Here is a 25,200-nt window from a genome sequence, read left to right on the forward strand (position 1 = left end):
TTGGTTCCTTTTTGGCGTTTGAAAAAGGGACTCGCCGTAAGGGCGAAACCATAAGCGGCCGTTACCGCAGAAATGGATATGTTCACCAGCAAAAGACAGGTCGGCTGTCAGGCCGCCTTCGCGAGCAGGCTCGCTCCCACAGTTTGATCGGGGTACGGCCAGGGAATATCAGTGGGCAATGACTCGCTGGCGCAACCCGGAACCACTGGGCGAAAGCGCCAACGCCAACTGCGTCCGATTATGCATATGCGTCAACCGCAACACCTGCGACACATACAGCTTCACCGTGTTCTCGGTAATCCCCAACTCACAGGCAATCTGATAATTGGTAAACCCCTTGCCCACCAACCGCGCCACATCCAGCTGCCGTGGCGACAGCTGATTGAAAACCGCCGGGATTTCCACCCGATCCACCTCGCTGATACCGCCCTCAGCCGAATCCGTCGCGGCGGAGGCAGGCGCACGCCGAACCTTGTCCAGGTCTTGATACAGGTCATTGATCGACTCGGACAGGTACTGCAGCTTCTGATTCAGGTGCCCCAGTTGCAAGGTCTTGTGCCGCTCATGCACGGCCACTTCCTGACGCTGCAGGCCTTCGAGCAACTCATTCAGATCGATCGGTTTCTGGTAGTAATCGGCAATCCCGGCGCGCAACGCCTTGATCACGTCCTGCTTGTCCGCGCGGCCGGTGAGCATGATCGCTTCGAATGCACGGTGTTTGCCGGACAGGCGTTGCAGCTCCTGGACCAGTTGAATGCCGTCCAGTCCGGGCATGTGCAGATCGCACAGCACCAGACCGATATCGGTGTCTTCGTTAAAACGCTCGATGGCCTGATGGCCTGAGTCGCAAGGCACACAACGGTAACCGTTGTGCTCAAGAAATTCGCAGAGTTCTTCAACGATCAAGGGCTGGTCGTCGACCACAAGGACTTTTACTGCCGAGGTACGCTTGTTCACGTGCAACTCCCTGCCTGGTCAAAAGCTGACCGTTCCTGTACTCACAGCCTGTAGCCGTAGAGCTACTGTAAGAAAGTAGCCGCACTTCCCGACTCTGTACACCTAGCCGAGCCAGGCAAACGTGAGCAGCAACCCCACCAGCAGGAAAGGAGCAAAGGGTTGTTTCTTTGACATTCCAGGCTCCAGATAACGCACATGACTTCTAACCCCTTGACCGATATGAAGCCAGACTCTTGGCGCCAGCAGCAGCCAGCACACGCTGGCCAACCCGGCACCGATAAACACGCCCAGCACATGCCGACCGTCGGTCGCCAGCCCCAGGGCCGTGAGGAGTTTCACATCCCCGGCTCCCAGCTTTCGCAGCGCATAACCGGGCAGGGTAAAGACCAGCGCCAGCAATGCGGCCCAGCCACCCTGTTCGGCGGTTGCGCCAAGCCAGGTAGTGCCGCTCCATAGCATCCAGCCCAAGGCCAGCGCGCCGACACCCAGGGTCAGGCTATTGGCGATATGGCGCTCACGAGCATCCTGCACTGCGCAAAGCGTCAGCCAGATCAGTAGGACAAAGTTCTGCATTCGGTAAAAAACGTCTCTTTTGGCTGAATGATTCTATGCTGACATTACGCAGTGATGGTCAGGGTAGACGCACTCATGAAAACCAACCTCCCCCGCAAGCAAAAAGGCGCCGCCGCGATCGAATTTGCCTTGGTGTTCGTCATCTTTTTCGCCGTGTTCTACGCGATCGTCGCGTACAGCCTGCCGCTGTTGCTGATGCAATCATTCAATCAGTCCACCGCCGAAGCCGTGCGCCGTAGTGTGGCGCTGGATCCGAGCACACCCGGATACGAAGCCGCGCTGAAAACCATCGTCAAGGATGAGTTGAAACGTCAGCTGAAATGGATTCCCGCCGCGCTGAAATTCAATGTCGACACCGACGCCACCACCACTTACACGGCCGGCGTGTTGAAGGTCAGCATCAACTACCCCACCCACAAATTGAGTGCGGTGATGCCATTTCTGAACCTGCCGGGAGTCGGCTCGGTGCCGAATCTACCGGCAACGCTCACCGCCAGTGCGAGCCTGCAATTTTGAGTGCCGGGGACAAACTCTTCGGGCGCTTGCTCAACCGTCACCCCTCGCCGCCGCAGTCATCCCTGGAGCCACCGAGCCTGCTCAGTGTCGGTCTGCAAATGCATCTGGATACCGAGGGTCGGGTGCTGCACCTGACCGGCCCGCTGCGGCATCAATTGGCGCAACAGCTGCCCGGCGCACAGGTGCCGCCTCTGCTCGATTTTTTATTGCCCCACTGCAGCCTCGTCGTCGAGGGCGTACCCGCCGACTGGCAGGGCCAACTGCTTGATCTGGATTTCTACAGCCTGAGTGGTCAGCCCTTGCACCTGCGTGGCTGGGTCCAGCCATTGGCCGATGGCTGGCTGCTGCAATTGCTGGACATTGGCGACCTGCTGCTCGAACGCCGACAATCGCGCCTGCGCGAGCAGTGCCAGTTGCTCGCGGTGCAGATCGGCGAGCAATTGCGCCTGTGCAGCCTGGCGCGCCTGCCGGAAGTGCTGAGTGAGCAACTGCAAAGCCTGGCCCAGCGTTTTCACATCCCGTGCATTGCATTGGCGTTGCTCGACGAGCAGGAACAGGGCTGGCAGATTCACCACCACTACGCGGGATTCGACGCCCCCCGGCTGTGGCAAAACGGTCAGCGCCTGGGCACGGGCCTCGACAGCCTGAACGGCTCCGCGCCGCAGCATCTGAATCTTATGGAGCACCCACGCCTGCAAAGCATCTTCGGCAACACCGAGGGCTTCGTCGTGCCTTATCACGATGCCCAGGGGGTGGCGGCCTGGCTGCTCTGCGGCTGCTATTCGGTGCAGCAACAGGCGCCGGACGTGGGTGAGCGCGACTGGTTGCAATTCGCCGCCGCGCTCGCCAGCCCCTTGCTGGAGCGTTTGCGCGAGCACCGGCATCACCTGCAACTGGAGCGCATGGAATCGCTGCAAGCGTTACTCGGTACGGGCTGGTGGGAGGTCTTCAGCGACAGTGCCGAGGTGCAATTGGCGCCCTCGCTGGCCGCGGCCCTGAACCTTGCCAGTACGCGCCTACCGTTGTCCGACTGGATCGATCAAGTCCACCCCGCCGACCGCGAAGAGCTGCGCAGTCGCCTGCAAGCGTTGCAGGACGACGCCACGCCGTTACTGACCTGCGTGCGCCGACATCGCCCCGACACCGGCTCGGCGCCAGACTGGTATCGCCTGCAAGGCCAGGCCCTGGGCATCGGCAAGCATCGGCGGCTGGTGGGTTTCATGCTCGACATCAGCGACATCAAAAACCAGGAGCAACATGCCGCGGCAGCCCATGCGCGACTCGACAATCTGATCGCCCATTCGCCTGCCGTGATTTACGTGCAGCGGTATGTCGAAGGCGCGTTGCAACCGACCTTTTTCAGCGACAGCCTGTTGCCGTTGCTGGGCTGGACTCTGGCCGATTGCGCCGGTGCCGCGTTGATCGAACGGATTCACCCCGAGGACCGCAACGGCTATTTCGAACGCACCCGCCAACTGTTGCGCGAAGGTTCGGTCAGTGCCCGCTATCGGCTGCGCGACAGCCGCGGCGCTTACCACTGGTTGCTCGATGAAGCCAAATTGCTGCGCGACGATCTGGGCCTGCCGGTGGAAGCCGTGGGCCTGTGGCTGGATGTCACCGAGGCGACCCTGGCCACCGAACAGGTCAAGCAGAGCGAAGAGCGTTACCGGATTCTGGTGGAAGACTCGCCGGCGATGATCTGCCGCTACCGCCCGGACCTGACCCTGACGTTCGGCAACAAACCGCTGGCGACGTATCTGGAGTGCCCGCCGGAGCAATTGCCGGGGGTCAACCTGGGCAGCTGGATGTCCACGGAACAGCGTGAGGCCTTCAACCAGCGCCTGAGTCGGTTGAGCCCCGAGTTCCCGGTCAGCACCGCCGAGATCAATCTGCAACTGCCGGGGCGGGAACACGCCTGGTGGGTGTGGTCGGATCGCGGGGTGTTCGATCAGCAAGGGCAGTTGTTGGAAATTCAGGCCGTGGGCCGCGACAACACTGAGGTCCGGCGTTCGCAGCAACAACTCATGCAAAGTGCAAAAATGGCCACCCTCGGCGAAATGGCCACCGGCTTGGCCCATGAAATCAATCAACCGCTGAACGTGATGCGCATGGCCATCGTCAACGTGCTCAAACGCCTGGAAAAAGGCGATGCGCCAATCGACTACCTGACCGACAAACTCACCCGCATCGATACACAGGTGCAGCGTGCCGCTCGGGTGGTGGATCACATGCGGGTCTTCGGTCGGCGTTCAGAGATCGAGCAGCATCCGTTCAACCCGGCCCAGGCCATCGAGGGCACGCTCTCGCTGCTGGCCGAGGGCATGCGCGGCAAAGGCGTTGATTTGCGCATCAGCGAACCGGGATTCGAGGTGCAGGTGCACGGCCATGTCGACCAGCTGGAACAGGTGCTGATCAACCTGATGGTCAACGCCCGGGATGCATTGCTGGGCAAACGCGAAACCGATCCGAGCCTCAAGCCGTGGATTTCGCTGTACGCCGAGCGGGATGAGCAGTCGGTGCGGCTGTGGGTCGAGGACAACGGCGGCGGCATCGATCCGCGCCTGCTGGAGCGGATTTTCGAGCCGTTCTTCACCACCAAACCGGTGGGTGTCGGCACCGGTCTGGGGCTGTCGGTGAGTTACGGCATCATCGAGAACATGGGCGGCACGCTCAGCGTCAGGAACTCGGTCCAGGGCGCGCGGTTTTGCATCGAGTTGCCCATCGTCCTGGACGATCAAATCACCAGCGATGCTCGTCCGGAGTGACAGCTGAGGTTGGCGCCGACTTCGACTTTGTTCAGGTCGATACCCAAGCTCGCCAGCAACGTATTGATCAACGTGTCCAGCAGCGGGCTAAGCACTGTGTTGATGGCATTGACCAGCGCCGTGGTGACGTCGTTCAAGATGCTCCCCAACCCCGCCACGATGCCGCCCGACGGCCCATACATGTTCACGCCCAGGTTGCTCACGGTGGTGCTCAGGCTGTTGACGATGTTGTGGGTGGTGAAGGCGTAGAAGAACGGTGGCTGATTGATCTCCGGAAGGCTGGAGGCGGCCGGTGCAGAATAAACGTGTGGCATGTTGGCGTTCTGCGCGATCGGCGTATTGACCAGAATATCGATGCCGCCACCGATGCCGGGTCGATGGTTGTAGCACACGGGTGGCAAGAACAGCAGCCGGTTGCAGGTCTGCACCCCGATATCGATGACCTTCAACGGCTTGACGTTATTGGTCGGCGGAACGGTGGGAGAGCCAAACACATCTGAAGGATCGATCTGGCCGATTTTCAGGCCGATCAGCGTGGTGGTGGTGTTGGTCGTCAGGCTTTTGCTGGTCGCGCTCACGCAACTGTAAGCGGTGACATAGCTCCAGGCACCGGCCGCTTCCAGCGCAACGTCGATCCGTATCGGCGGTGGCAGCAGCTTGATTTCCGGGATGTCACACGCCGCGCCCAGCGCACAGGTCAATGAATCGATGACACCCACCAGGTCCAGATGCAGCAAGGGTTCGAGGACGTTTGCCAGCGGTGCGACCAGATCCAGGACTGCATTGACCAGCGGCGTGATCGCCCCGAGCACTGGCAGGTTGATCGACAGCAATGTCTTGACCTGGGCGGTTTTCACATAGATTCGATTGGGCCCCAACGGCGCCAGTGCCGCGTTTTTCGGGTTGCCGATGGCGGACAGTTGCGGCGGTTCCATCACCTGAATGCGTGCGGTGATTTGCGCCACGCCCGCGAGGTTGATCGGCAGGGTCGCCACCAGACCGTTTTTCTTGTTGGCCAGCTGCACAACCCCTTCAATCAGGTCGAAGGCCTTGAGGTTCACGGCCAGGGCTGAAATGTCGGTGCCACTTTCAACATGCAACAGGTTACCCAGCACCACGCTGTTTGCTCCGGAAGCCACCTTCAACGCTTGCAGGCTGACAATCGTTGCGCTCGCACTCAGGGTGCCATTGGGGTCCAGCACATTAATGGCCGTCTGGATCAATTGGCTGACGTTGATCGTGTTGCCCAGCACTTGGTCGTAGCCTGCCGCGCTCAGGCCCAGGTCGATTTTCAATCGATTGAGGTAACCGAGCAGGCTGATATTGGTATTGACCAATCCGTTCCAGCCCACCGCGCTGATATTGACGCTGCCGCCCAACAAGCCGCCGAACAACGAATTGGTGATGGTGGCTTTGCTGGTATCGAAGCTCAGCGCGGCACTGCGGATGGTCAGCGACGCCAACGGGGGCGGCAATGCTGCGACAGCGGTAGCGCTGAGGGTGAGTTTTGAACCTGCCGGAGCGCCGCCGAACAGTGCGCCAATCCCGCCGGCAATGCTCTGTGTGACGACATGGCTGGCGACGACCCGGATGGCCTCGCTTTTGCCGGGGTCGGCGCCGAACACGCGAAGGTTGTTGGCATCCAGCGTCAGCACACCGCAGGCAACGGCCAGTCCGCGCCCGTCGCTGGGCAGGGGGAAACCATTGCGCTGCGCACTGGCGGTGGCATAGGTAACGGCTGTTGAGCCCGCGGAACAATCTCCGCCTCGGGTGGCAGCTTCAAGAGCAGCCATGTCGGCGACGCGCTGCAGGCTGCGTTTTTCCAGGTAGAGACGACCGCTGTCGAGGACGAGCAAGGCGAACACCAGCGCCAATGCCAGTGTGAGGGTCGCCATCAGACCGATCGCCCCCCGTTGTCGGGCCGGACCGCGAAACTGCATGCGGGGCGACATCGCGCACTCCTTTGCCGGCGCTCTGCCGGGCGCTACCTCCGTTGGTGTGATGCAGTGTAGACAAGGGTTCAGCTCACTGCTGGCAACTCGCCATACAGTCACCAAAAAACCCCTGTGGGAGCGGGCTTGCTCGCGAAAGCGGTGTATCAGTCAGTTTGATGTCGACTGACACACTGCTTTCGCGAGCAAGCCCGCTCCCACAAGGGATAGGTGGTGTTAGTGAAATACGTGATTACCGGGGTGGATAGTTGGCCAATATCCGGGTGACCGTTTCGCGTATCGCATTGCTGCGGTCCGAAGGATTCGGTGTGCGGCTGAGTATCTGTTCATCACTGCCGCGCCATACCAGTTTGCCGTCCTTGCCATCGAGCAGGTCGATCTGGATGGTCGCCACCTTGTAACTGATGTTGCGGGTTTCGTTGTACATCGGTGCGCCCCAGTAGCCGTACCACGGGTTACCCCAACCGCCACCATAGTTAGTGGTCACTTGTTGCTGGCGCTCTTCGACAATCAGGTAGGTCTGCACATTCAAATCACCCTTGGCACCGCCTGCCGCCGGACGCAACCCACGCTGATCCAGTTGATCGGCCACCGATTGGCGCACGCGTTGCTCGGTCAGGTCGCTCTTGATCCGGGGGTCGTCCGGGCGGTATTGCAGGGCGGGTTCTTTCCAGCTCCAGCTGTGATAGGAAGCGAAATCGCGGCTGGCGTCGAAGTCATGATTGACCTGGTTGGCGGCGCAGGCACTGAGCAGCGCGGCCACTGCCAGTAAAGCGAAACGGCGGAACATGATGATTCTCCGATTGAGAACATGAACCTGTGTGAAATGCTTCTTAACAACAGAAGCTAACTAGGAGGATACGCCGACATCGCCTTTTCTACAGCTTCCCGAATGGCATCTGCTTGCTGGCTCTGAGTGCTTCGCCTGCTGGTTTCGGCGCTGGAACTCCACACCGGTTGGCCGCTCTGTGCGTCGTACATATCCACCTGCACCACGACCACTTGTTCCTGATAAGTCCGCACGACGGGCACGCTGCCGTACATGCCATAACCCGGGCCATACCCATACCTGTTGTAGCCGCCGTAACCGCCGTAATAGCCGTAGTCGTCCTGAACCTGACGCAAGCGGGTCTCCAGGCGCAGGTCAGCGCTGACGAACAAGTCCGCCGGGCGATTGTCGTGCAGGGGGCGCAAACCGCGTTGGTCCAGCGCATTGCTGACCGCCTCGGCGACCTGCGCCGAGTCGGCCCACGAAGTGCCCGGTGGCAGGCGCCCGTCGAGCCAGGCCCAACTGCGGTAGCGCCCGTAGTCACGGGGCGGTGCCGGGTAGGCGCTGCGGTCGAAGGTGTTGGCCGCCTGTGGCGGCGCCGGGGGAATCGGGTTGGAGGACGCCACATACGGGTTGGTGCCCTGGCAGGCAGCCAAACCCAGGCAGATCACCAACAACCCTGAACGAGTTTTCATTTCACGCTCCGATCAGACAGGCCGGCAGATCCAGTGCAAGTAGCGCCCAAGCCCGGCAAAGCTTGGGTGACGGCGGTGCGCCAGCTCCATTTCGAGCAAATCCGACAAGTCGGCGCGGGCCTGGAATTCCACGGGCATGTAATCGTGAAAAACCCGCACGCCACTCTGGGTTTCGACCTGCCACAAGCCTTCAAGTTGCGCCGCCAACTCCCGTGGATCCAGGGGCTGTTGCGGGGTCAGACTCTGCTTCTCGCCGGCCATGTCGTTCTTGCGCATCTTGCGGAAATGCCCCTTGAGCAAGTTGCGATAAATCAGCGCGTCGCGGTTGTAGAAGGCCAGGGACAGCCAGCCATCGGCCTTGGTCAGTTGATGCAGTACCGGCAGGATGGCGTGGGGTTCGGCCAACCATTCCAGCACGGCATGGCACAGCACCAGATCGTAGGGTTCGGTGAGCTGACCGAGCAGCTCCTGCCACGGCGCCTGAATGAAGGTTGCGGTTTGTCTGGCCTCGGCGAAACGCTGACGGGCGCCCTCGAGCATGGGCTCGGCCGGTTCGGCCAAGGTCACCTGATGCCCGCGCTCGGCCAGCCACAACGACATGTGGCCGAGGCCGGCACCGATATCCAGGACCCGCAGCGGCCGGTCCGGCAGGATTTCGTCCAGGTCGGCCTGCAGCACCGCCAGGCGGATCGCGCCTTTGGCCCCACCGTAGATTTTTTCAGCGAAGCGCGTTGCCAGTTGATCGAAATGACGGTCGCTCATCAGCTGAACCTCCGTTCGCTGTCGGCCAACTTGCTGCGCACCACGTCATTCATGTCCAGGCCCAACTCGCTGCACAGCAACAGCAGGTAGAGGACGATATCGCCGATCTCCTGCCCGGCATGGGCCAGTTTGTCCGCCGGCAACTGCCGCGACTGGTCTTCGGTCAGCCACTGGAAAATCTCCACCAGTTCGGCCATCTCGACACTCGCGGCCATGGCCAGGTTTTTCGGGCTGTGAAAGGGCTGCCAGTCATTGCGGTCACGGATGGCGTGCAGGCGTTCGGTCAGTTCAACAAGGTTCATCGGGCTCTCCTGAAGGCGTATAGCTTCGGGGGGATGGCGAATGAAGGCAAGTGACAACCGTTGAACGACCCGTCTGTTTTTGTGGGAGCGAGCCTGCTCGCGAAGATGGTGGGTCAGACACATCAATATTGCCTGCACCACCGCCTTCGCGAGCAGGCTCGCTCCCACAGATTGTGCGCAACGCTCTATGCTGTGGGGAACTCGCCACCGTGCTCAATGGCCCAACACTCGAATTCATCAGGACGCTCATTCCATGCAGGTAGAAGGTTTTTTCGAATGGCTCGGCCAGGCACTCGGCACAGTCATCCGGTTCATCGTCGATGCCCTCAGTGGCCTGTTCCAGATGGTAAGCCGTGCCAGCAGCAACTTTGTCGACGGCCTGTCCCGTGCATTGGGCATGGACACCTCGATCATCAGCATCGTTGTCCTGATCCTCGGCCTGGTGCTGCTGTGGTCAGCCATCCGCGCCTTCATGAATGCGGCGTTCATCATGGGGCTCATCTGGTTGATGCTGGGGTTGTGGCTGCTCAGTTGGATCATGCACTGACACCACCAAAACCTGTGGGAGCGGGCTTGCTCGCGAAAGCGTCGGCACATCCAGCATTGCCTAAACTGGCACACCGCATTCGCGGGCAAGCCCGCTCCCACACCAGATCTCTGGTGTCTGGAAGATTGCGTCACCGCTACAATGCCCGCTCCTCCAAGGAGCCTGCATGTCCAACCTGATTGCCGATTGGCGCGACCGCCCCACCCATCGTCGGGTCTGGGCGCTGGCGGCGCCGATGATTCTCTCGAACATTTCCGTACCGCTGGTGGCGTTGGTCGACAGCACCGTCATCGGCCACCTGCCCCACGCCCATCAACTCGGAGCCGTCGCGGTCGGGGCCAGCCTGTATACCTTTCTGGCCTGGGCCATGGGTTTTCTGCGCATGGGTTCCACCGGGTTCGCCGCCCAGGCCGCCGGCCGTGGAGATGGCGCGGCGTTGCGTCAGATCTTGTTGCAGGGTCTGTTGTTGGCCATGGGACTGGCCATCGTGCTGGGTGCCGCCGGCATTCCGTTAAGCGGGGTTGCCCTGCACTTCATGCAGCCGTCGGCAGAACTGGACCAGATGACCCGCGAGTTCTTCCACACAAGGCTCTTCGGTCTGCCTGCGGCACTGGCCAGTTATGCGCTGGTCGGCTGGTTTCTCGGCACGCAAAACGCCCGTGCGCCGTTGGTGATCCTGCTGAGTACCAACCTGGTCAACATCGCCCTGAACCTGTGGTTTGTCCTCGGACTGGAATGGGGCGTGGTCGGCGCGGCCAGGGCGTCGGTCATCGCCGAGTGGACGGGCGCCCTGATCGGCTTGCTGATGACCCGCCAGGCCCTGCGCGCTTACCCGGGTCACATCGTTTGGGCAGCGTTGGCGCTGTGGCAGAGCTGGCGTCCGTTGCTGGCGGTCAATCGCGACATCTTCATCCGTAGCCTGGCCCTGCAATCGGTGTTTTTTCTGATCACCGTGCAAGGCGCGCGACTGGGCGATGCCACCGTTGCCGCCAACGCGCTGCTGCTCAATGGCTTACTGCTGACCGCCCACGCACTCGATGGTCTGGCCCACGCCGTGGAGGCCCTGTGCGGACATGCCATCGGCGCTCGCGACCGGGATGCCCTGCGCCGTTCCCTGGTGGTGGCCTGCGGCTGGTCGTTGCTGGCGAGCCTGGGGTTTGCCGTATTGTTTCTGTTGGCCGGGCACCTGTTCATCGAGATGCAGACCGACATTGCCAGTGTGCGTGACACGGCGTTCATCTACTTGCCCTACCTCGCTGCGTTACCACTGATCGCGGTCTGGAGCTACCTGCTGGACGGGCTGTTCATCGGTGCCACCCGCGCGCGGGAAATGCGCAATGGCATGCTGCTGACCGTGGCCTTGCTGGTGCCGTTCGGTTGGGCGCTGCAAGGTTTGGGCAACCACGGCTTGTGGATAACCTTCCTGGTGTTCATGTTGCTGCGTAGCCTGACCCTGGGCGTCATTGCCTGGCGCCTGCGTCGCAACGACGGCTGGTTCGTCCGCGCCCACTGACCGCTCGGCACTCAGGGTTGGTCGCCCTGCCAATGGTTGCGCAGGATGTCTAGCCGTTGCTGTTGGGTCCGTCCTGCTAAAGGTGAGACGGGCACAGCGTCGGGATGCTGCAAGCGCAACCATAGCCAGCCATCCAGAATCGGGCGCTCGCTGAAACCCAGCGCCAGACCTTCCTGTAGCCAGGCCCACAGGCGGGCGTAATCGGTCGAGGTGGATTGGCTCCAGTGCCAGGCGTGCTGTTCCAGCAGGCAGGTTTGCAGTTTTTCCCGTTGCCGGGGACTGAGGTTTTCTTCAACGGCCAAAGGGCCGACGGCAAGTCCCGGATTGAGCAGCTTTTGCCATCCCTGACTGCCGAACGCCCGATCGGCCCAAGTGCCACCAAACCAACGCAACTGCCTGATCGGCCCCAGCCAGCGACTCAGTTCCCCGGCATCGCAGGCATCGAAAAAGTAACTGGCGGTGTACGGGTTGTAGTAACTCAGCAAGGCCCGGTGATGCAGGCCAAAACTGACAGTGAGCATGCACCGCAAATGCGCCAGCAACGTCGACGCCGGCGCCTCGCTGATCAGCAGTAAGCCAGGCCAATGCTGCGTATCACGCTGGCACAGCTCGGCCAGCATCGGGCAGCTCCGCAAATGAATCAGTGCCGGGCCTTGCTCGTGCAGTGCATGCCATTCGGTGCCTTCGAACAGCGAAAACCATCGGGACTGGGCGAACTGCTTTTTCAACGTCAGCCCCGCCTGCGGCATACCCGGTACATCCAGCAACAACCATTGCGGCATCGTATCGGCCGTGTGCACGGCGATCATGCTGCACCGCTCTGGCCAAGTCGCGTCGCCGCTCGACAGGTACAGAGCGCCTGCGTGCAATGATTGAAACTGCCCCCACCGGGCAACAGGCACAACAGCAACAAAGGCTCCGCCGAATGCAGCCAATCCTGTACACCCTCGGGCGGAGCTTGATCGGTCATCGCCGGGCCGGTCGTATCGGCCTCTTCAGTTGGTTTTGGCACGTGAAGGACTCCGGTGATCAACGGCTGATCCGGGTCGCCCTCGATAAAGCTCACCACGACCTCCGCGCCTTCGTTCAACCCTGTGCCGGTTGCCGATTGCAACGGCGGCGCCAACGGCAGCCAGCAATGGCCAGGCGTCGCCCCCTCCCCCTGATAAGACCAGTCAAACTGCACGGCCACCGGTCGCGCCAGATCCGGTTGAGACTCATCAACGCTCACCACCCACGCCCGTTGCAGGCTGTGCATCCTGGGTTTGTCAGCCCCCCGGCGTGACTCGAACGTCGCGTCCCAAGGCATTGCACGCACACGGTTGCTGTAAGGGATGAATGGATCCTGGCTGCCCTGATGCTCGACATGGGTCAGCAGCCATAACTGATTCCACTCGATCACCGGGTGTTCAGCCAGTGGCATCAATTGACCACTGCGCAAGGTCGTCAGATCGGTGTGGCATTCAGCACGCTGCTGCGTATTGTCGGCGGATCGCTGAACCTCGAAACGCCGCACCGCCGCCCGTTCGCCCTCGCGCCTGAAAATCACCGTTTCGCCCACAGGGAAATGCCCCCGCCCATCGGCAAACACCACGCAGTGCCCCCGTGCCCGATGCTCAAAGTGGTAGTGAAGCCGTTCCTGGGAACACAAACGCTGGAGAAATTGCAGGTCCGATTCACGGTACTGCGTGCAGAAATCCCGCGGCGGATAGTCACCGCTCAGTTCGAAGCGCCGGTCCTGGCCGACAATCCCGTGCTCCTTGAGCACCTGGTCGAGGATTTGCGGGACCGAACGGGCACTGAAAATACGTTGGCTGAAACGCCGGGCCAGGCACGCCAGTTTCGGCTCCAGGCGAACATGACACAGCCTGACATCCGAGCCATGGTCGCGCTGGACCAGTTCGTGCAATTGCCCGTGGACGCTGTTTCCCACCAGCCCGAAATGCAAGGAAGCCGGTCGGTAAAGCAGGCTGGCGAGGTCAAGGGCGGGGTCATCGATCAGCAAATCCACGTCGAACACAAAGGGTTCGCTGATTGCTTCTCTACCGGTAAAGGCCAGAACTTCGAAGGCATCGGACAGACCTGCTACGTCCAGACGAAATTCAGGTTCGTTGAGGGGATCGAACATCGGCGATTCTCTACTGGAGGGGCGGCCGGGGATTCTCGCCGAGAGACATGGCCGAGTAGAGAGGTGAAGTACAACTTAGGAAATGACCTACGCGAAAAGAAGACCAATGGCTTGAAAAGCCAGAAAGGCTGGTCATTTCGCTAGGGAAAAGAGAGTCGTCGCACCAGGTCATCTGAAATTTCCGCAGCCTTGTGGAAAATTTTCAGACAACCTGATGAGAGCGGGGCTTACCTCAGGAAGACAGGTAAGACGAACGGGTCAAGCCCAGGCGCAAGGCGTCGAGGAACTGGGTGCGCTCACTGGCGCTGATGCGGGCACTGGCGCACTTGTCGCGGTAGTGGGTCATCAGCTCTTCCGGCGACAAGTGCACATAACGCAGCATGTCTTCGATGGTGTCGTGGGTTTCGATACCAGCGTGGTACACACTGCCGTCGGCGTTCTGATAGATGTTCACCGAATCGGTGTCACCGAACAGGTTGTGCATGTCGCCGAGAATTTCCTGATAAGCACCCACCAGGAACACGCCCAGCAGGTAGTCTTCGCCGTCTTTCAGCGCGTGCACCGGCAAGCTGGTTTCGATGCTCTGCTCGTCGACGTATTGGTTGATCTTGCCGTCGGAGTCGCAGGTCAGGTCTTGCAGCACCGCACGACGCAGCGGCTCTTCGTCGAGGCGATGCAGCGGGATGATCGGCAGCACCTGGTCGATGGCCCAGGTATCCGGCAGGCTCTGGAACACCGAGAAGTTGCAGATGTACTTGTCGGCCAGCTTGTCGTTGAGTTCGTCCAGCACCTGGCGGTGGGAACGCTGACGCGCCTTCAACGAGTTGTGCAGGCGACGGCACACGGCAAAGTAGCATTGCTCGGCCAGGGCTTTTTCGGCGAGGGTCAGCTTGCCATCGGCGTACTGGGCAGCGACATCGCTCATGTAGTGCGTGGCGCGCCAGTAGGTTTCGGTGACCATCTCGATGTCGGTCGGACCCAGCAGGTCCACCAGCCACTGCACGGTTTCCGGCAGCGCTTCCTTGTTCTCGATCTGCGGCACGTCGTCGTTGTGTTTCTCGACGTCGGTCACCTGGATCACCAGCATGGCGTGGTGCGCGGTCAGGGAACGGCCGCTTTCGGAGAAAATGTTCGGGTGCGGCAGGCTCTGCGCGTCGCAGAATTCCTTGAGCATCCCGACCACGACACCGGCGTAATCGTCCATGTCGTAGTTGATCGAACTGGCGTTACGCGAGTGCGTACCGTCGTAGTCCACGCCCAGGCCACCACCAACGTCGATGTGGTCCACCGGCAGGCCGAGGTTGCGCAACTCGCCGTAGTAACGGATCGCTTCCTTGAAGCCGTGCTGGTAGTCCGCCAGGTTGGCGATCTGCGAACCCATGTGGAAGTGCAGCAGGCGAATGCCCTGGTCCAGGCCAGCGGCGCGGAAACGCTCGACCACCGACAGCAGTTGCGCCGCCGACAGACCGAACTTGGATTTCTCGCCACCGGTGTCGGCCCACTTGCTCGACGCCAGGGACGACAAACGTACGCGCAGGCCAACCTGTGGCTTGACCTTGAGCGAGGCGGCCTCTTCGATCACCAGACCGACTTCGGACTCTTTCTCGATCACGATGAACACGTTGTGGCCGAGTTTCTGGCCCATCAGCGCCAGGCGGATGAACTCGCGGTCCTTGTAGCCGTTGCAGACGATGGTGCCGCCCTTCGGCGCCAGTGCCAGCACCGCCAGCAGCTCAGGCTTGGAGCCGGCTTCCAGGCCGATGGACACGTTCTGGGTCGCGATGATGTTTTCGATCACCGCTTCCTGCTGGTTCACCTTGATCGGGTACAGCGCGGTGTACTTGCTCTGGTATTCCAGACGCTCGATGTTGGCATCGAACGCGCCAGTCAGCTGACGCACGCGGTCTTGCAGAATATCCGGGAAACGCACCAGCAACGGCAGCGACAGGCCGCTCTCGCGCAGCTGGTCGACTTGCTCGAACAGATCGATAGGCGAACTGCTCGGGCCGTTCGGACGAACTTCGACGCGACCGGCGTCATTGATCGCGAAATACCCGGCCCCCCAATGGCGAATCCCGTAAACACTGCGGCTGTCCGCAACTGTCCATTGGCTGCCATCGTCTTTGCGTGTGCGTCGTACGGACATCGAAGTCCCCTATAAAGAAGTCATAGTGCGTCGCCTGGATTCAGGCCGGCGCAGTCTAAAGAATGAAAATGACGGTTCGTCAACGAGGGGGTAGACCTCGCCGACCGCAGTGAGTTTAGAAACCGGTCATGAACAGGCTCTGTGAAAACCATGGTGACGACGCCAGTCTTGAAGACATTCAGGACTGGATCAAGCCGCAGGTGGTTTTCACAGAGGCTGCTAGCCGCCGGACTTCTTCGCCTTGAATCCGTGTTTGATCAACTCGGCCAAGAGTAGCTCGACATGATCGCCCTGGATTTCAATGACCCCGTCTTTCAACGCCCCGCCGGTACCACAACGCTTCTTCAGCGTAGTCGCCAGCTCCTTGAGCGCGTCTTCGGCCAACGGCACGCCGGTGATGGTCGTCACCGTCTTGCCGCCACGGCCCTTGCTTTCGCGACGCACGCGGGCAATGCCGTCGCCGGCCGGGATAACGGTCTGTTTGCAGATGCAGGCATCCACCGGTTTACTGCATTCCGGGCAATGACGACCTGCGTCGGTGGAAAATACCAGGCCACCAAGGGCGGCGAAGGATGCGGCTTTTTTGGCCACCGGCAATCCTCTTGGGAGGACAAAGACTGGTCGCGGCAACCTGGGCAGGCGCCATCGACCGCGAAGCCCCACTCAGGCAGGGGCAGCGCTACTGAAACGGTTGGATCTCTGTAGGAGCGAGCTTGCTCGCGATGAACACAAAGGTGACGCGTTCATTCTGGATGCCCGCGTTATCGTTAACGTCCATCGCGAGCAAGCTCGCTCCTACAACAGCAATACCGGTTCAGTTTGAAAAGGTCGCGCAGTGTAACGGCAAAAACGCCGATTGCTAAGAGCCAATCGGCGCCAATTTATAGCTCTTTTGCGACGTCTTGCCCGCGAGACCTCAGATAGCGTTTCAATGCCGCCAAAGAGTCCGGGCAGTAAGGCTTTTGCTCGATTTCCCGCAACACCTCTTCAATCGGCAAAAAGCGGGCTTCAAGCACCTCTTCCGGTTGCAGGACCAACGGGCCGTCCCACACCGCCGAAAACGCCGAACACCAGAGGCGATTACCGGTGTCCTCGAAGAAAAAGTGGTCATGGGCCGTCAATTCCACGCCACTCACGCCCAGCTCCTCTTCCAGCTCCCGGGCCGCCGATTCGGCATAGGTTTCGGTGGCGAGCACCATGCCGCCCGCCGCCACGTCCCAGTATCCGGGATAGATCGCCTTGCTCAGGGTGCGGCGGTGCACGCAAAGCTCGCCAGCGGAGTTGAACAACATAATGTAGGTACCGCGCCCGATCAGCCCACGCTCGCGCAGATCGGAGCGGACCAGAGCACCGAGCAGGTTGTCATGCTCGTCGACCCAGGCGATTTGCTCGGCATCGGAAGCCGCCCGGTGGGCGGCCTCACGCGAGCTGTCGATGGAACTGTCGACCATGACTCAGCCCTGATTCAGCAATTGACGCAAATCGATCACCGCCGCGTTGGCCCGGGAAATGTAATTGGCCATGACCAGCGAGTGGTTGGCCAGCACGCCGAAGCCGCTGCCGTTGAGGATCATCGGGCTCCACAGTGTTTCCTGCGACGCTTCCAGCTCACGAATGATCTGGCGCACGCTGACGGTGGCGTTCTTCTTGGCCAGCACGTCGGCGAAGTCGACTTCGATGGCGCGCAGCAGGTGCGACAAGGCCCAGGCCTGTCCGCGGGCTTCATAGAAGACGTTGTCGATCTGCAGCCAAGGGGTCTCGACGATTTCTTCGTCGACCTGCGGCGCCACACCCGGCGCCACGACCTCGGTCTTCAACGCCGTGTTGAGCTTGACCCGGCCAACGCTGGCCGACAGGCGTTGCGAGAGCGAGCCCAGACGAGTCCCGACGTCACCCAGCCAGTTATTCAGGTTGTCGGCACGGGCATAGAACAGTGCGCTCTTCTGATTCGGATCGGACAGGCGCGCCTGATAGCGGCTCAGGGAATTGATGCCTTCCTGATATTCAGACTCACTGGATGGCAGCACCCAGCTCTTATTGTCGAAGTTGAAACGCGGTTCGGCCTTGGCCAGATCGGCGTCTTCGGCGGACTGCGACTGCGAGCGGGCGAAGTCTTTTCGCAGCGCCCGGCTCAAATCACGCACCTGCACCAGCACGCCGTACTCCCAGCTTGGCATGTTGTCCATCCACAGGCCCGGCGGGAAGCGGTCGTTGGAAATGTAGCCACCCTGCTTGGTCAGCAAGGTGCCGGCAACGGTCTTGAGGGTTTCCACGGTGGTGTAGCCAACCACCATCTGCTTGCCTTCTTTCTCCGCGGCCATTTGCGCCGTCTGCTGCACCGGAAACAGCGCAGGCTCCTGGCTCCAGTACCAGCCCAGGGCGATCGCCACCAACAGGTAGAGACCGATCAGCGTGGCCAGCGCCCGGCTGAACAACAGGCCGCCCAGGTAACTGCGGGTAGCCGATTTCGGTTCAGCGGCACGTTCAGGCGCGCTACCGGCGCGGTTCTTCCAGTCCAGCATGGCGATATCCTTTCAAGCTCTTGGGTTCATCGGTTCGACCACAACCATACAACAACGTGCCTTGGCCCGGCACCCGCCGTTGGGTTTATCTCGAAAATTGCCGCCCAGGCGGTTGTATCCCAAGAGTCCAGTGCCCACGCCAGCGTTAAGCGCCGATGACCTTCATTGAAATCTGCCGTGCCTCGACCGATGCAAAAAGATGCGCGATGCCCTCGCCGTCGGTCCGGCGCTCGTTGGTCTGCCCATCCACGGTAGCCAAATAGTGCCGCTGCGCCAGGGGCTCGCCCGTTATGCTGTCCACCAGACGGAAAAGCCTGGGCGTTCGAGAGGCCTGCACTGGCGGATTATTCATCAATGCGATGACCCGTTGATCAAACGCCGGTGCCGGCACCACCCAGTTGCCGTAGTCGGCTTCAGCCCTGATCAGGCACCACTCGCCACGTTCAAGCTGCTCCAGCACTTCAATGTCGCTATCGAACAGCAGGTCGGCGCGCAACTCATCCAGGCCTTCGAGGGGTTGGCGATCCTGCAATGCCTGACGGACGTGTTCCAGCGCTTGCTCACCGGGATAAGCATGTTGGCGCTCCCACGCTGACAGATACAGCGCCCTGGCCAACTTCATGCCGAATGCTCCCCACTCCACTCGTCGGAACCCATGGTTCGGCTGATTTCGTGCCGCCAGTAAATGCGTCGATAACTGAAGTGAATCTTTTCCAGCTGGGTCAGGTGCGCACTGACGGCATCCTGGCAGTGCGGCATGAGCACTTCGGCGCCGATGATCAACGCGTCTTCCAGTTCCATGGTGTAGAAATGTTCCTGCGTTCCCTGGGCCGAGGTGCGATACCACTCGACGCGGCACTTGCTGAGCAACTCCCCGGAGCACAAGGCGATATTGATCAGCGGCGATGCCTTGTCGAGGGTCTTGGTGATGATCAAGGGCTTGTGCATCCGCCGCCCCGTGCCCGTGCCCCGGGGAACGAAAATCCCATGGCTCAGGGCTTGAACCATGATCTGGTCCTCACGGCCGAGCTGGTAGACGTTGCCCACCGATGCCTCGGTGAAGGCGCCCTTGCTGATCAGACCTTGTCGTTCACCATGGAGGGTCATGAATGCGGGGGTTGGCATGGTGGGGCTCCTTTTTATTTGGGTTGCGGGGCGGGGAAGTGACTGGGTTCGTCGTACCGGTCTTCGATTTCGTCGAAGGGAATCCAGGGTTTGGCGAGTGCGAGGCTGATGAGGTACCGCTCTTCGGTGGGATTTCGGTAATCCTTGAAGCGACCCAGTGACACCCTGACCTGATATTTTTCGCCAGCCTGCCAATAGGATTGCCCGTGCAGGATTCCTTTCCTGAGGTAGGCTCGCCATTCAGGGGTATCGGCGATAGTGGGGTTGTTTCGCAGCCCCTTCGCCACCCAGCCTTTGGCGCGCCATTGCTCCTGTAGGTCGAGAACAACTTTAAGCGCGTCATCGATTAGCAACGGCTCGATTTGAGGGGACATGCGGAGGCTGTAAACAGCATTGTTGTTGAAGCCGACGGCAAAATAGCGCGCCGCAGGTGTGATAAACCCGAACTGCGGGTCGACGAATCGCAATCTTGCATCAACCTTGGGAATGCCGAACCAGATCTGCCCTCGTATTGGTGGACTAAAAGCAGCAGAAGAGTTCCTGCGTAGATCTTCATACTTTCCACCTATTTCCAGAACGATCTCCGGCTCATCCCAGAGAGGTTGCGTCAACTGATGGATGGCGGCCCACGTCAGGACAGCCAGAAGCACAAGGGAGGCGCCGCAACGCCAACCGAACCCCCGTGGCCACAGATTCATAGCCTGCCGCCGCTCGATGCGATTTCACTGATCGACCGTTCTAATGCGCTCCGGTTGTCATCGCTGAGCATCTGATCAAAGCGTTCCGCCGCCTGGAACACGAATGCCATTCGCTGTTTGATATCCGACAAGTCCGCCAACGGGTTACTGCCAAAATCGATAGTGCGTCCGTCCTCGACGCGCTGGCATTGGCTGGTAAGCGTCAATTCGATAGCTTGAGCAACACCTGAAGGAAAACCAGTGACATAGGAAGCATGATTACCACGCAGCAAAGCCACCAATTGGCGGTCTTGGTAAATTGTGGGCTGGAGGATATTGTTCTGCTCATGCCACGCCAGATACACCACGCTCTTGGCTATGTCCCCTGTCTCTATAGCCTCAAAAGCCAGCAAAATTTCGGTGTAACCCTCCCCAAACTTGAGCGTTTCCTGCCCCACCGGCCAAAGCACCGGAAACTTCGGATGCCCATTAATACCCTTGCGCACCTCCAGACACTGTTTCAACTCCTTCAACCCACGCTTCGCATAGAACTCATGCAACGGATAAACATCCAGAAACAACGTGGTATTCCCCAACGCCATCATGTCGTGCACATGCTGGAATTGCTGTTGCACCAACGACAGGTCCTCCCCCGCCGGATGAAAATCCACAGAGGGAACCGGGTTACGCGCATCCGCCTCCTTATAGTCACGCAATGCTTTTGCCTGTTCGGGCATCCTGTCTGGCGTCAATAGCCCGTACTCACGGCGACTTTCCCGTAATTGCTGCCGGGTCTCACGCTCCTCGCGAATGCGTTCGACACTGTCTGCCGCATGCAGTAATCCGCAACCCACCTGTTTGGAGGCGAACGCCGCCAGCCCGGCCCACTGAAAACGCGGATCGTGTAACCACAAACGGGCATAAGCGGCATTTATTGCGCGGTTATGCGCGACCGGGTCGGCGATCAAGACCCCATCGGGCGCGACAATCTTTTCGGCTTCACGTTGGTAGGTACGCCAAAGGCAGGCGCAAGTGAGGATCGGCACCTCGGTAACGAGCGTCTTGCTGCCATACAGCCGAACTTCTTCGCACTCGCAGTCAGCTACCGGGGTGCTGTTGTGGTTCAGGCGCTGCTCATCGCTGGGGTGTTCCTTGAAACACTGGGTCATGACAGACGGACATCATCTAAGGGAATCCCCTAACCCTATCAGCCGAAAAAACCGCTTGAATCATCTCGACAAAAAACCAGAACGCCCTGACAGACGCCACTCAGAACCCCATCTGAAAAAGCTGAATACCATGTAGGAAAAACCCTGAAAGCCCCGAATTATGGGCACCAACCAAGAATCATCATCCAACTCAAGACCCGTCAGTCACAAACTGAATGCGTCAGCTTTGCAGATTATTAACGTACAACTCTCATGCAACCGAAAAGAGGTGCTAGCATAGAGCCACCACTCCGACCTCAGCGTGCGCCCTAACTAGTAGTCAGGATATGACCGAGCCAGAAGATCCCAGCCGCGAGCGCCTCAAACATCATTTTGCCCAGCGGGTCATTCATCAGGCACGTCAGATACTTGAGATATGGCAGCGCCTGCAGCGCAGCGAATGGTCTACCAACGACCTGTCGGAGCTGAGCGAAGCCAACCTGCGCCTGTTGCGGTTCGCCGAGCGCTTCGAACAACCTGAACATACGCAACTGGCACGTCATATCGGCCAGTCGCTGGAGGCTGTCGACGCCAATCGCGGGCGCCTGAGCAGCGGTCTGATCACCGACCTCAACCGCTTGATGCAGCGCCTGTCGCGCACCGGTTTGCGCCATGGCGATCAACTCGACCAAACGTTCCTGCCGCCCCTGCGCAAGCCGATCTACGTGATGTTGCAGGATCATGACCGCGCCGAGCGCCTGGCCAAGCAACTGGAATTCTTCGGGCTCAGTGCCCAGGCCCTGGACAGCGTGGCGGCGTTTCGCTCGTCCATGGTCGAGCGCTTGCCGGCCGCCATTGTCATGGACGTGGACTTCAGTGGCCCGGGCATCGGCCTGAAACTGGCCGCCGAAGCCCAGGAAGGCCTCGACCATCGTTTACCGCTGCTGTTCTTCAGCCTGCACGAAACCGACACCCCGACCCGCCTGGCCGCTGTGCGCGCCGGTGGCCAGGAGTTCCTCACCGGCACCCTCGAAGCGTCGAGCCTGCTGGAGAAAATTGAAGTCCTGACCTGCGTCGCCCAGTACGAACCTTATAAAGTGCTGATCATCGACGATTCCCGCGCCCAGGCCTTGCACACCGAGCGCCTGCTCAACAGCGCGGGGATCGTGACCCGGACCTTGATCGAACCGATCCAGGCCATGGCCGAGTTGGCGGACTTTCAACCGGACCTGATCATTCTCGACATGTACATGCCAGCCTGCACCGGTACGGAACTGGCGAAGGTGATCCGCCACAACGACCGTTATGTCAGCGTGCCGATCATTTACCTGTCGGCCGAAGATGACCTGGACAAGCAACTCGACGCCATGAGCGAGGGCGGCGACGACTTCCTGACCAAGCCGATCAAGCCCCGGCACCTGATCACCACCGTGCGCAACCGTGCGGCGCGGGCGCGCAATCTGAAGGCGCGAATGGTCCGCGACAGCCTCACCGGGCTGTATAACCACACCCACATTCTGCAATTGCTCGAAGATTGCTCGTTCCGCGCCCGCCGCGAGAGCAAGCCGCTGAGTTTTGCCATGCTCGACATCGACCACTTCAAACGGGTCAACGACAGCCACGGCCACCCCATGGGCGACCGGGTGATCAAGAGCCTGGCGCTGTTCCTCAAGCAGCGGTTGCGCAAGACCGACTTCATCGGCCGATACGGCGGCGAAGAGTTCGCCATCGTCATGCCCGACACCGATCTCGAATCGGCCTGGAAGGTGCTGGACGAAATCCGCCAGCGCTTTGCGGAAATCCACTACCCGGCCCAACCGCAGGATCTGTGGTGCACCTTCAGCGCCGGCGTGGTCGAACTGTGCGAGGAGTCCGACGGCCTGCTGATGGCCAATCAGGCAGACGAGGCGCTGTATCGAGCCAAAGGCGCAGGGCGCAATCGCGTTCAAGCCGCGCGGACGTCAAAGCAAAGTGCCACTTTTTCATCTCAATCGACCCCATCCGTCATAACCCTGTAACAGAAACGCAATAACTTCAGGCACTTACCATTCTGCCGTTGGTAGTCCCGCGATGCGCCTGAAGCTGCTGACCAATCTCAACACCCTCCTTTTAGTCGCCGTATGCGTGGCCCTTGGCGCCACGCTGTGGTGGTCGCAAAAAGCCCTTGAGCGCCCTTATCTATTAATGGAGCGTTACCTGGGTTTGTCCCAGCAATTTCAAAATGAAGTCGCACGTAACATCGAGGATTACCTCGCCAGTGGCGATGCCTTGCGCTTGAGCAGCGCCAGCCAGGCCATCGATAACCTGCAAAGCGAGCTCGCAGATTTGCCACCGACATTGGCTGATACCCTGCGCCCCAGCCTGTCGAACCTGAACGAATTCAGCAAAACCGACTTGCTGGCCGCGGGCAAGCTGGCGGGCGATCCACAGGCCCTGTTGCTGCAGGCAGAACGAGAACTGGGCGCCAGTCTTGATCAACTCAGCCAGTACGCCAGCGGTAACGCGGCGTACCTGACACCGCTGCTGGCGGCCTCTCAGCACCTGGGCAAACTGTCGTTGGCCCGGGACAAGCTGGTCAGCAGCGGCCGCAGCGAACTGGCCGCCGACGTCGAGCGCGAGGTCAGCAATATCCGTAGCCAGGCCGGGCAACTGGATGCCCTGCCATTGCTTGGCGTGACCGCCAGCAGCGAATCGAACACCGATGATTTCGCCGCGATGATGGGCCTGGAGAACACCGAAAAAACCGCTGCCGAAGATGCCGGCGTCGGTTTCAAGCGTGAGCTGAACAGCCTGCTCAACCGCTACCCGGCAGAACTGGCGCGCACCCGCGACCAGATCCAGAAGCGCGCTGAACTCAGCACCGCGACCCACCTGAAAATAGCCGATGTACAACAGGCTATTGCCGGCCTGGAACCCGTGGTGCGCGCCCAGCACGGGCAGATCCAGGGAGAGGTTCGGCTGATGCAGGGGATGATGATCGGCCTGATTCTGCTGATCGCCTTGCTCATCGACACCCTGCAACGGCGTCTGGCCCGGACCCTGACCAACCTCGCTCCCGCGCTCTCGACCTGGGCCGAAGGCGACTTCAGCCAGGACATCCAACTGGGCAAGACCAACCGCGAATTGCATGACATTGAAGCGTCGCTCAATCGCTTGCGCGCTTATCTGGTGGACCTGGTGGGGACCATTCGCCTCAACGCGGAACAAGTCGCGGGCAGCAGCCGCACCCTGGCCGAACTGAGCAACGACCTCCACAGCGGTGCCGAACACCAGGCGGGCGATACCGCGCTGATCCGCGATTCCCTCGGCGAACTGGAAGCCACCATTCAGCAAGTCGCCGGCGATGCCAGCCAGGCCGCCGACGCCAGTCGTCATGCCGGGTTGGCCGTGGAGCACGGGCAAAAAGTCATCGGCCTGAGCCTCACCGGCCTGCATGCGCTGGTGGGTGAAGTGCAAGGCAATGCGCAGATGATCGAACACCTGGCCGAAGAGTCCGCAACGATTGGCGGTGTATTGACGGTCATCCGTTCGATCGCCGACCAGACCAACCTACTCGCGCTGAACGCCGCCATTGAAGCGGCACGTGCCGGGGAAATGGGCCGCGGTTTTGCCGTGGTGGCCGAAGAAGTCCGTTCGCTGGCGCAACGCACCGCCGGGGCCACGGCCGAGATCCAGACCTTGATCGCCGGCCTGCAAACCGCGGCGCGGCAATCGGTCGAGGGCATGCGCGCCCAGGTCGAGCATGCCGAAGCCACGGCGAATCAGGCCCAGGCCGCCGATGGCGCACTGGATAAAATCGTCGGGGCGATCCAGACCATTTCCGACACCGCCGTTCGCATCGCCGATGTCACGGCCCAGCAGAGCGGCGCCGTCAGCGAAATCCGCGATCACAGTGAGCGCATCCATCAATTGGGTGGGGATAACTTGCTGCGCATCGGTGAGGGGCGTGAGCAGGGGGAGAATCTGTTGGTGTTGGGCGGGCGACTGCATACGGCCGTTCAGGCTTTCCGCGTCTGATAGATTGCCTTCGCGAGCAGGCTCGCTCCCACATTTGATTTGTGCACGACGCAGATCCCCTGTGGGAGCGAGCCTGTTCGCGAAGG

General features: G+C 60.6%; 23 protein-coding genes. 6 read left to right on the plus strand and 17 right to left on the minus strand.

Annotation, left to right across the window (positions count from 1 at the left end; translation table 11 throughout):
• Positions 1-168: 168 nt before the first annotated feature.
• Positions 169-957, minus strand: coding sequence for a response regulator (locus tag HNQ83_RS03115; RefSeq protein WP_175387618.1), 789 nt, complete (start codon positions 955-957; stop codon positions 169-171).
• Positions 958-1,059: 102 nt separating this feature from the next.
• A complete protein-coding gene (locus HNQ83_RS03120) occupies positions 1,060-1,530 on the minus strand; it encodes a prepilin peptidase (RefSeq protein ID WP_175387619.1) in 471 nt (156 codons plus the stop codon).
• Positions 1,531-1,605: 75 nt separating this feature from the next.
• Between HNQ83_RS03120 and HNQ83_RS03125 the strand changes: the two genes are divergently transcribed.
• Together HNQ83_RS03125 and HNQ83_RS03130 are read left to right on the plus strand one after the other, a co-directional pair.
• The gene (locus HNQ83_RS03125) at positions 1,606-2,046 is read left to right on the plus strand and encodes a TadE/TadG family type IV pilus assembly protein (RefSeq protein WP_175387620.1); all 441 of its coding nucleotides are present in this window, start codon (positions 1,606-1,608) and stop codon (positions 2,044-2,046) included.
• The gene (locus HNQ83_RS03130; RefSeq protein WP_175387621.1) at positions 2,043-4,811 is read left to right on the plus strand and encodes a PAS domain-containing sensor histidine kinase; all 2,769 of its coding nucleotides are present in this window, start codon (positions 2,043-2,045) and stop codon (positions 4,809-4,811) included. Before HNQ83_RS03125 ends, HNQ83_RS03130 begins: the two co-directional genes overlap by 4 nt.
• On the opposite strand, the gene HNQ83_RS03135 is transcribed toward HNQ83_RS03130, so the two are convergent.
• From HNQ83_RS03135 to HNQ83_RS03155, 5 genes are all read right to left on the minus strand, one after another.
• Complete coding sequence (locus tag HNQ83_RS03135; RefSeq protein WP_175387622.1) at positions 4,781-6,763, minus strand: pilus assembly protein TadG-related protein; 1,983 nt, start codon at positions 6,761-6,763, stop codon at positions 4,781-4,783. The genes HNQ83_RS03130 and HNQ83_RS03135 overlap by 31 nt on opposite strands.
• 232 nt (positions 6,764-6,995) lie before the next feature.
• On the minus strand, positions 6,996-7,553 hold the full coding sequence (locus HNQ83_RS03140) for a DUF4136 domain-containing protein (protein WP_175387623.1): 558 nt from the start codon (positions 7,551-7,553) through the stop codon (positions 6,996-6,998).
• Positions 7,554-7,609: 56 nt separating this feature from the next.
• Entirely contained in the window at positions 7,610-8,227 is a 618-nt protein-coding gene (locus HNQ83_RS03145) for a DUF4136 domain-containing protein (protein ID WP_175387624.1), read from the minus strand.
• Between the two features lie 12 nt (positions 8,228-8,239).
• Positions 8,240-8,989: a methyltransferase domain-containing protein gene (locus HNQ83_RS03150; protein WP_175387625.1), complete on the minus strand. Its 750-nt coding sequence runs from the start codon at positions 8,987-8,989 to the stop codon at positions 8,240-8,242.
• Entirely contained in the window at positions 8,989-9,291 is a 303-nt protein-coding gene (locus tag HNQ83_RS03155) for a MazG-like family protein (RefSeq protein WP_096513594.1), read from the minus strand. Before HNQ83_RS03155 ends, HNQ83_RS03150 begins: the two co-directional genes overlap by 1 nt.
• Positions 9,292-9,544: 253 nt before the next feature.
• On the opposite strand from HNQ83_RS03155, the gene HNQ83_RS03160 reads away from it, so the two are divergent.
• Positions 9,545-9,838, plus strand: a complete 294-nt coding sequence (locus tag HNQ83_RS03160) for a hypothetical protein (protein WP_175387626.1) — start codon at positions 9,545-9,547, stop codon at positions 9,836-9,838.
• A 166-nt stretch (positions 9,839-10,004) separates the two neighbouring features.
• Positions 10,005-11,351: an MATE family efflux transporter gene (locus tag HNQ83_RS03165; RefSeq protein WP_175387627.1), complete on the plus strand. Its 1,347-nt coding sequence runs from the start codon at positions 10,005-10,007 to the stop codon at positions 11,349-11,351.
• Between the two features lie 11 nt (positions 11,352-11,362).
• Here the strand turns inward: HNQ83_RS03165 and HNQ83_RS03170 are convergent, their stop codons facing one another.
• The 10 genes from HNQ83_RS03170 to HNQ83_RS03215 all read right to left on the minus strand — a co-directional run bounded on the left by HNQ83_RS03170 (position 11,363) and on the right by HNQ83_RS03215 (position 21,118).
• The gene (locus HNQ83_RS03170; RefSeq protein ID WP_175387628.1) at positions 11,363-12,160 is read right to left on the minus strand and encodes a DUF4123 domain-containing protein; all 798 of its coding nucleotides are present in this window, start codon (positions 12,158-12,160) and stop codon (positions 11,363-11,365) included.
• A complete protein-coding gene (locus HNQ83_RS03175) occupies positions 12,157-13,479 on the minus strand; it encodes a type VI secretion system Vgr family protein (protein ID WP_175387629.1) in 1,323 nt (440 codons plus the stop codon). Before HNQ83_RS03175 ends, HNQ83_RS03170 begins: the two co-directional genes overlap by 4 nt.
• A 232-nt stretch (positions 13,480-13,711) precedes the next feature.
• Positions 13,712-15,625 (minus strand): arginine decarboxylase, encoded by a 1,914-nt coding sequence (gene speA / locus HNQ83_RS03180; protein WP_175387630.1) that lies wholly within the window; start codon positions 15,623-15,625, stop codon positions 13,712-13,714.
• A gap of 219 nt (positions 15,626-15,844) precedes the next feature.
• On the minus strand, positions 15,845-16,216 hold the full coding sequence (locus HNQ83_RS03185) for a translation initiation factor Sui1 (protein ID WP_041068080.1): 372 nt from the start codon (positions 16,214-16,216) through the stop codon (positions 15,845-15,847).
• A 290-nt stretch (positions 16,217-16,506) separates the two neighbouring features.
• The gene (locus tag HNQ83_RS03190) at positions 16,507-17,076 is read right to left on the minus strand and encodes an NUDIX hydrolase (RefSeq protein WP_175387631.1); all 570 of its coding nucleotides are present in this window, start codon (positions 17,074-17,076) and stop codon (positions 16,507-16,509) included.
• A 3-nt stretch (positions 17,077-17,079) separates the two neighbouring features.
• Positions 17,080-18,147 carry a DUF2333 family protein gene (locus tag HNQ83_RS03195; protein WP_095192037.1) on the minus strand — a complete coding sequence of 356 codons (1,068 nt, stop codon included), beginning with the start codon at positions 18,145-18,147 and terminating at the stop codon, positions 17,080-17,082.
• 145 nt (positions 18,148-18,292) lie between these two features.
• Positions 18,293-18,769, minus strand: a complete 477-nt coding sequence (locus HNQ83_RS03200; RefSeq protein WP_175387632.1) for a hypothetical protein — start codon at positions 18,767-18,769, stop codon at positions 18,293-18,295.
• Positions 18,766-19,272, minus strand: coding sequence for an Hcp family type VI secretion system effector (locus HNQ83_RS03205; RefSeq protein ID WP_175387633.1), 507 nt, complete (start codon positions 19,270-19,272; stop codon positions 18,766-18,768). Before HNQ83_RS03205 ends, HNQ83_RS03200 begins: the two co-directional genes overlap by 4 nt.
• A 14-nt stretch (positions 19,273-19,286) precedes the next feature.
• Entirely contained in the window at positions 19,287-19,970 is a 684-nt protein-coding gene (locus HNQ83_RS03210) for a hypothetical protein (protein ID WP_175387634.1), read from the minus strand.
• The gene (locus HNQ83_RS03215; protein ID WP_175387635.1) at positions 19,967-21,118 is read right to left on the minus strand and encodes a DUF2515 family protein; all 1,152 of its coding nucleotides are present in this window, start codon (positions 21,116-21,118) and stop codon (positions 19,967-19,969) included. The genes HNQ83_RS03210 and HNQ83_RS03215 overlap by 4 nt, the downstream gene beginning before the upstream one ends.
• A 326-nt stretch (positions 21,119-21,444) precedes the next feature.
• Between HNQ83_RS03215 and gcbA the strand changes: the two genes are divergently transcribed.
• Together gcbA and HNQ83_RS31520 are read left to right on the plus strand one after the other, a co-directional pair.
• On the plus strand, positions 21,445-23,115 hold the full coding sequence (gcbA, locus tag HNQ83_RS03220) for a diguanylate cyclase GcbA (protein ID WP_175387636.1): 1,671 nt from the start codon (positions 21,445-21,447) through the stop codon (positions 23,113-23,115).
• A gap of 955 nt (positions 23,116-24,070) precedes the next feature.
• Positions 24,071-25,114, plus strand: a complete 1,044-nt coding sequence (locus HNQ83_RS31520; protein WP_372241873.1) for a methyl-accepting chemotaxis protein — start codon at positions 24,071-24,073, stop codon at positions 25,112-25,114.
• Positions 25,115-25,200 lie beyond the last annotated feature (86 nt).

It is taken from the genome of Pseudomonas sp. C2B4 (assembly GCF_013359695.1).
Taxonomy (GTDB): domain Bacteria; phylum Pseudomonadota; class Gammaproteobacteria; order Pseudomonadales; family Pseudomonadaceae; genus Aquipseudomonas.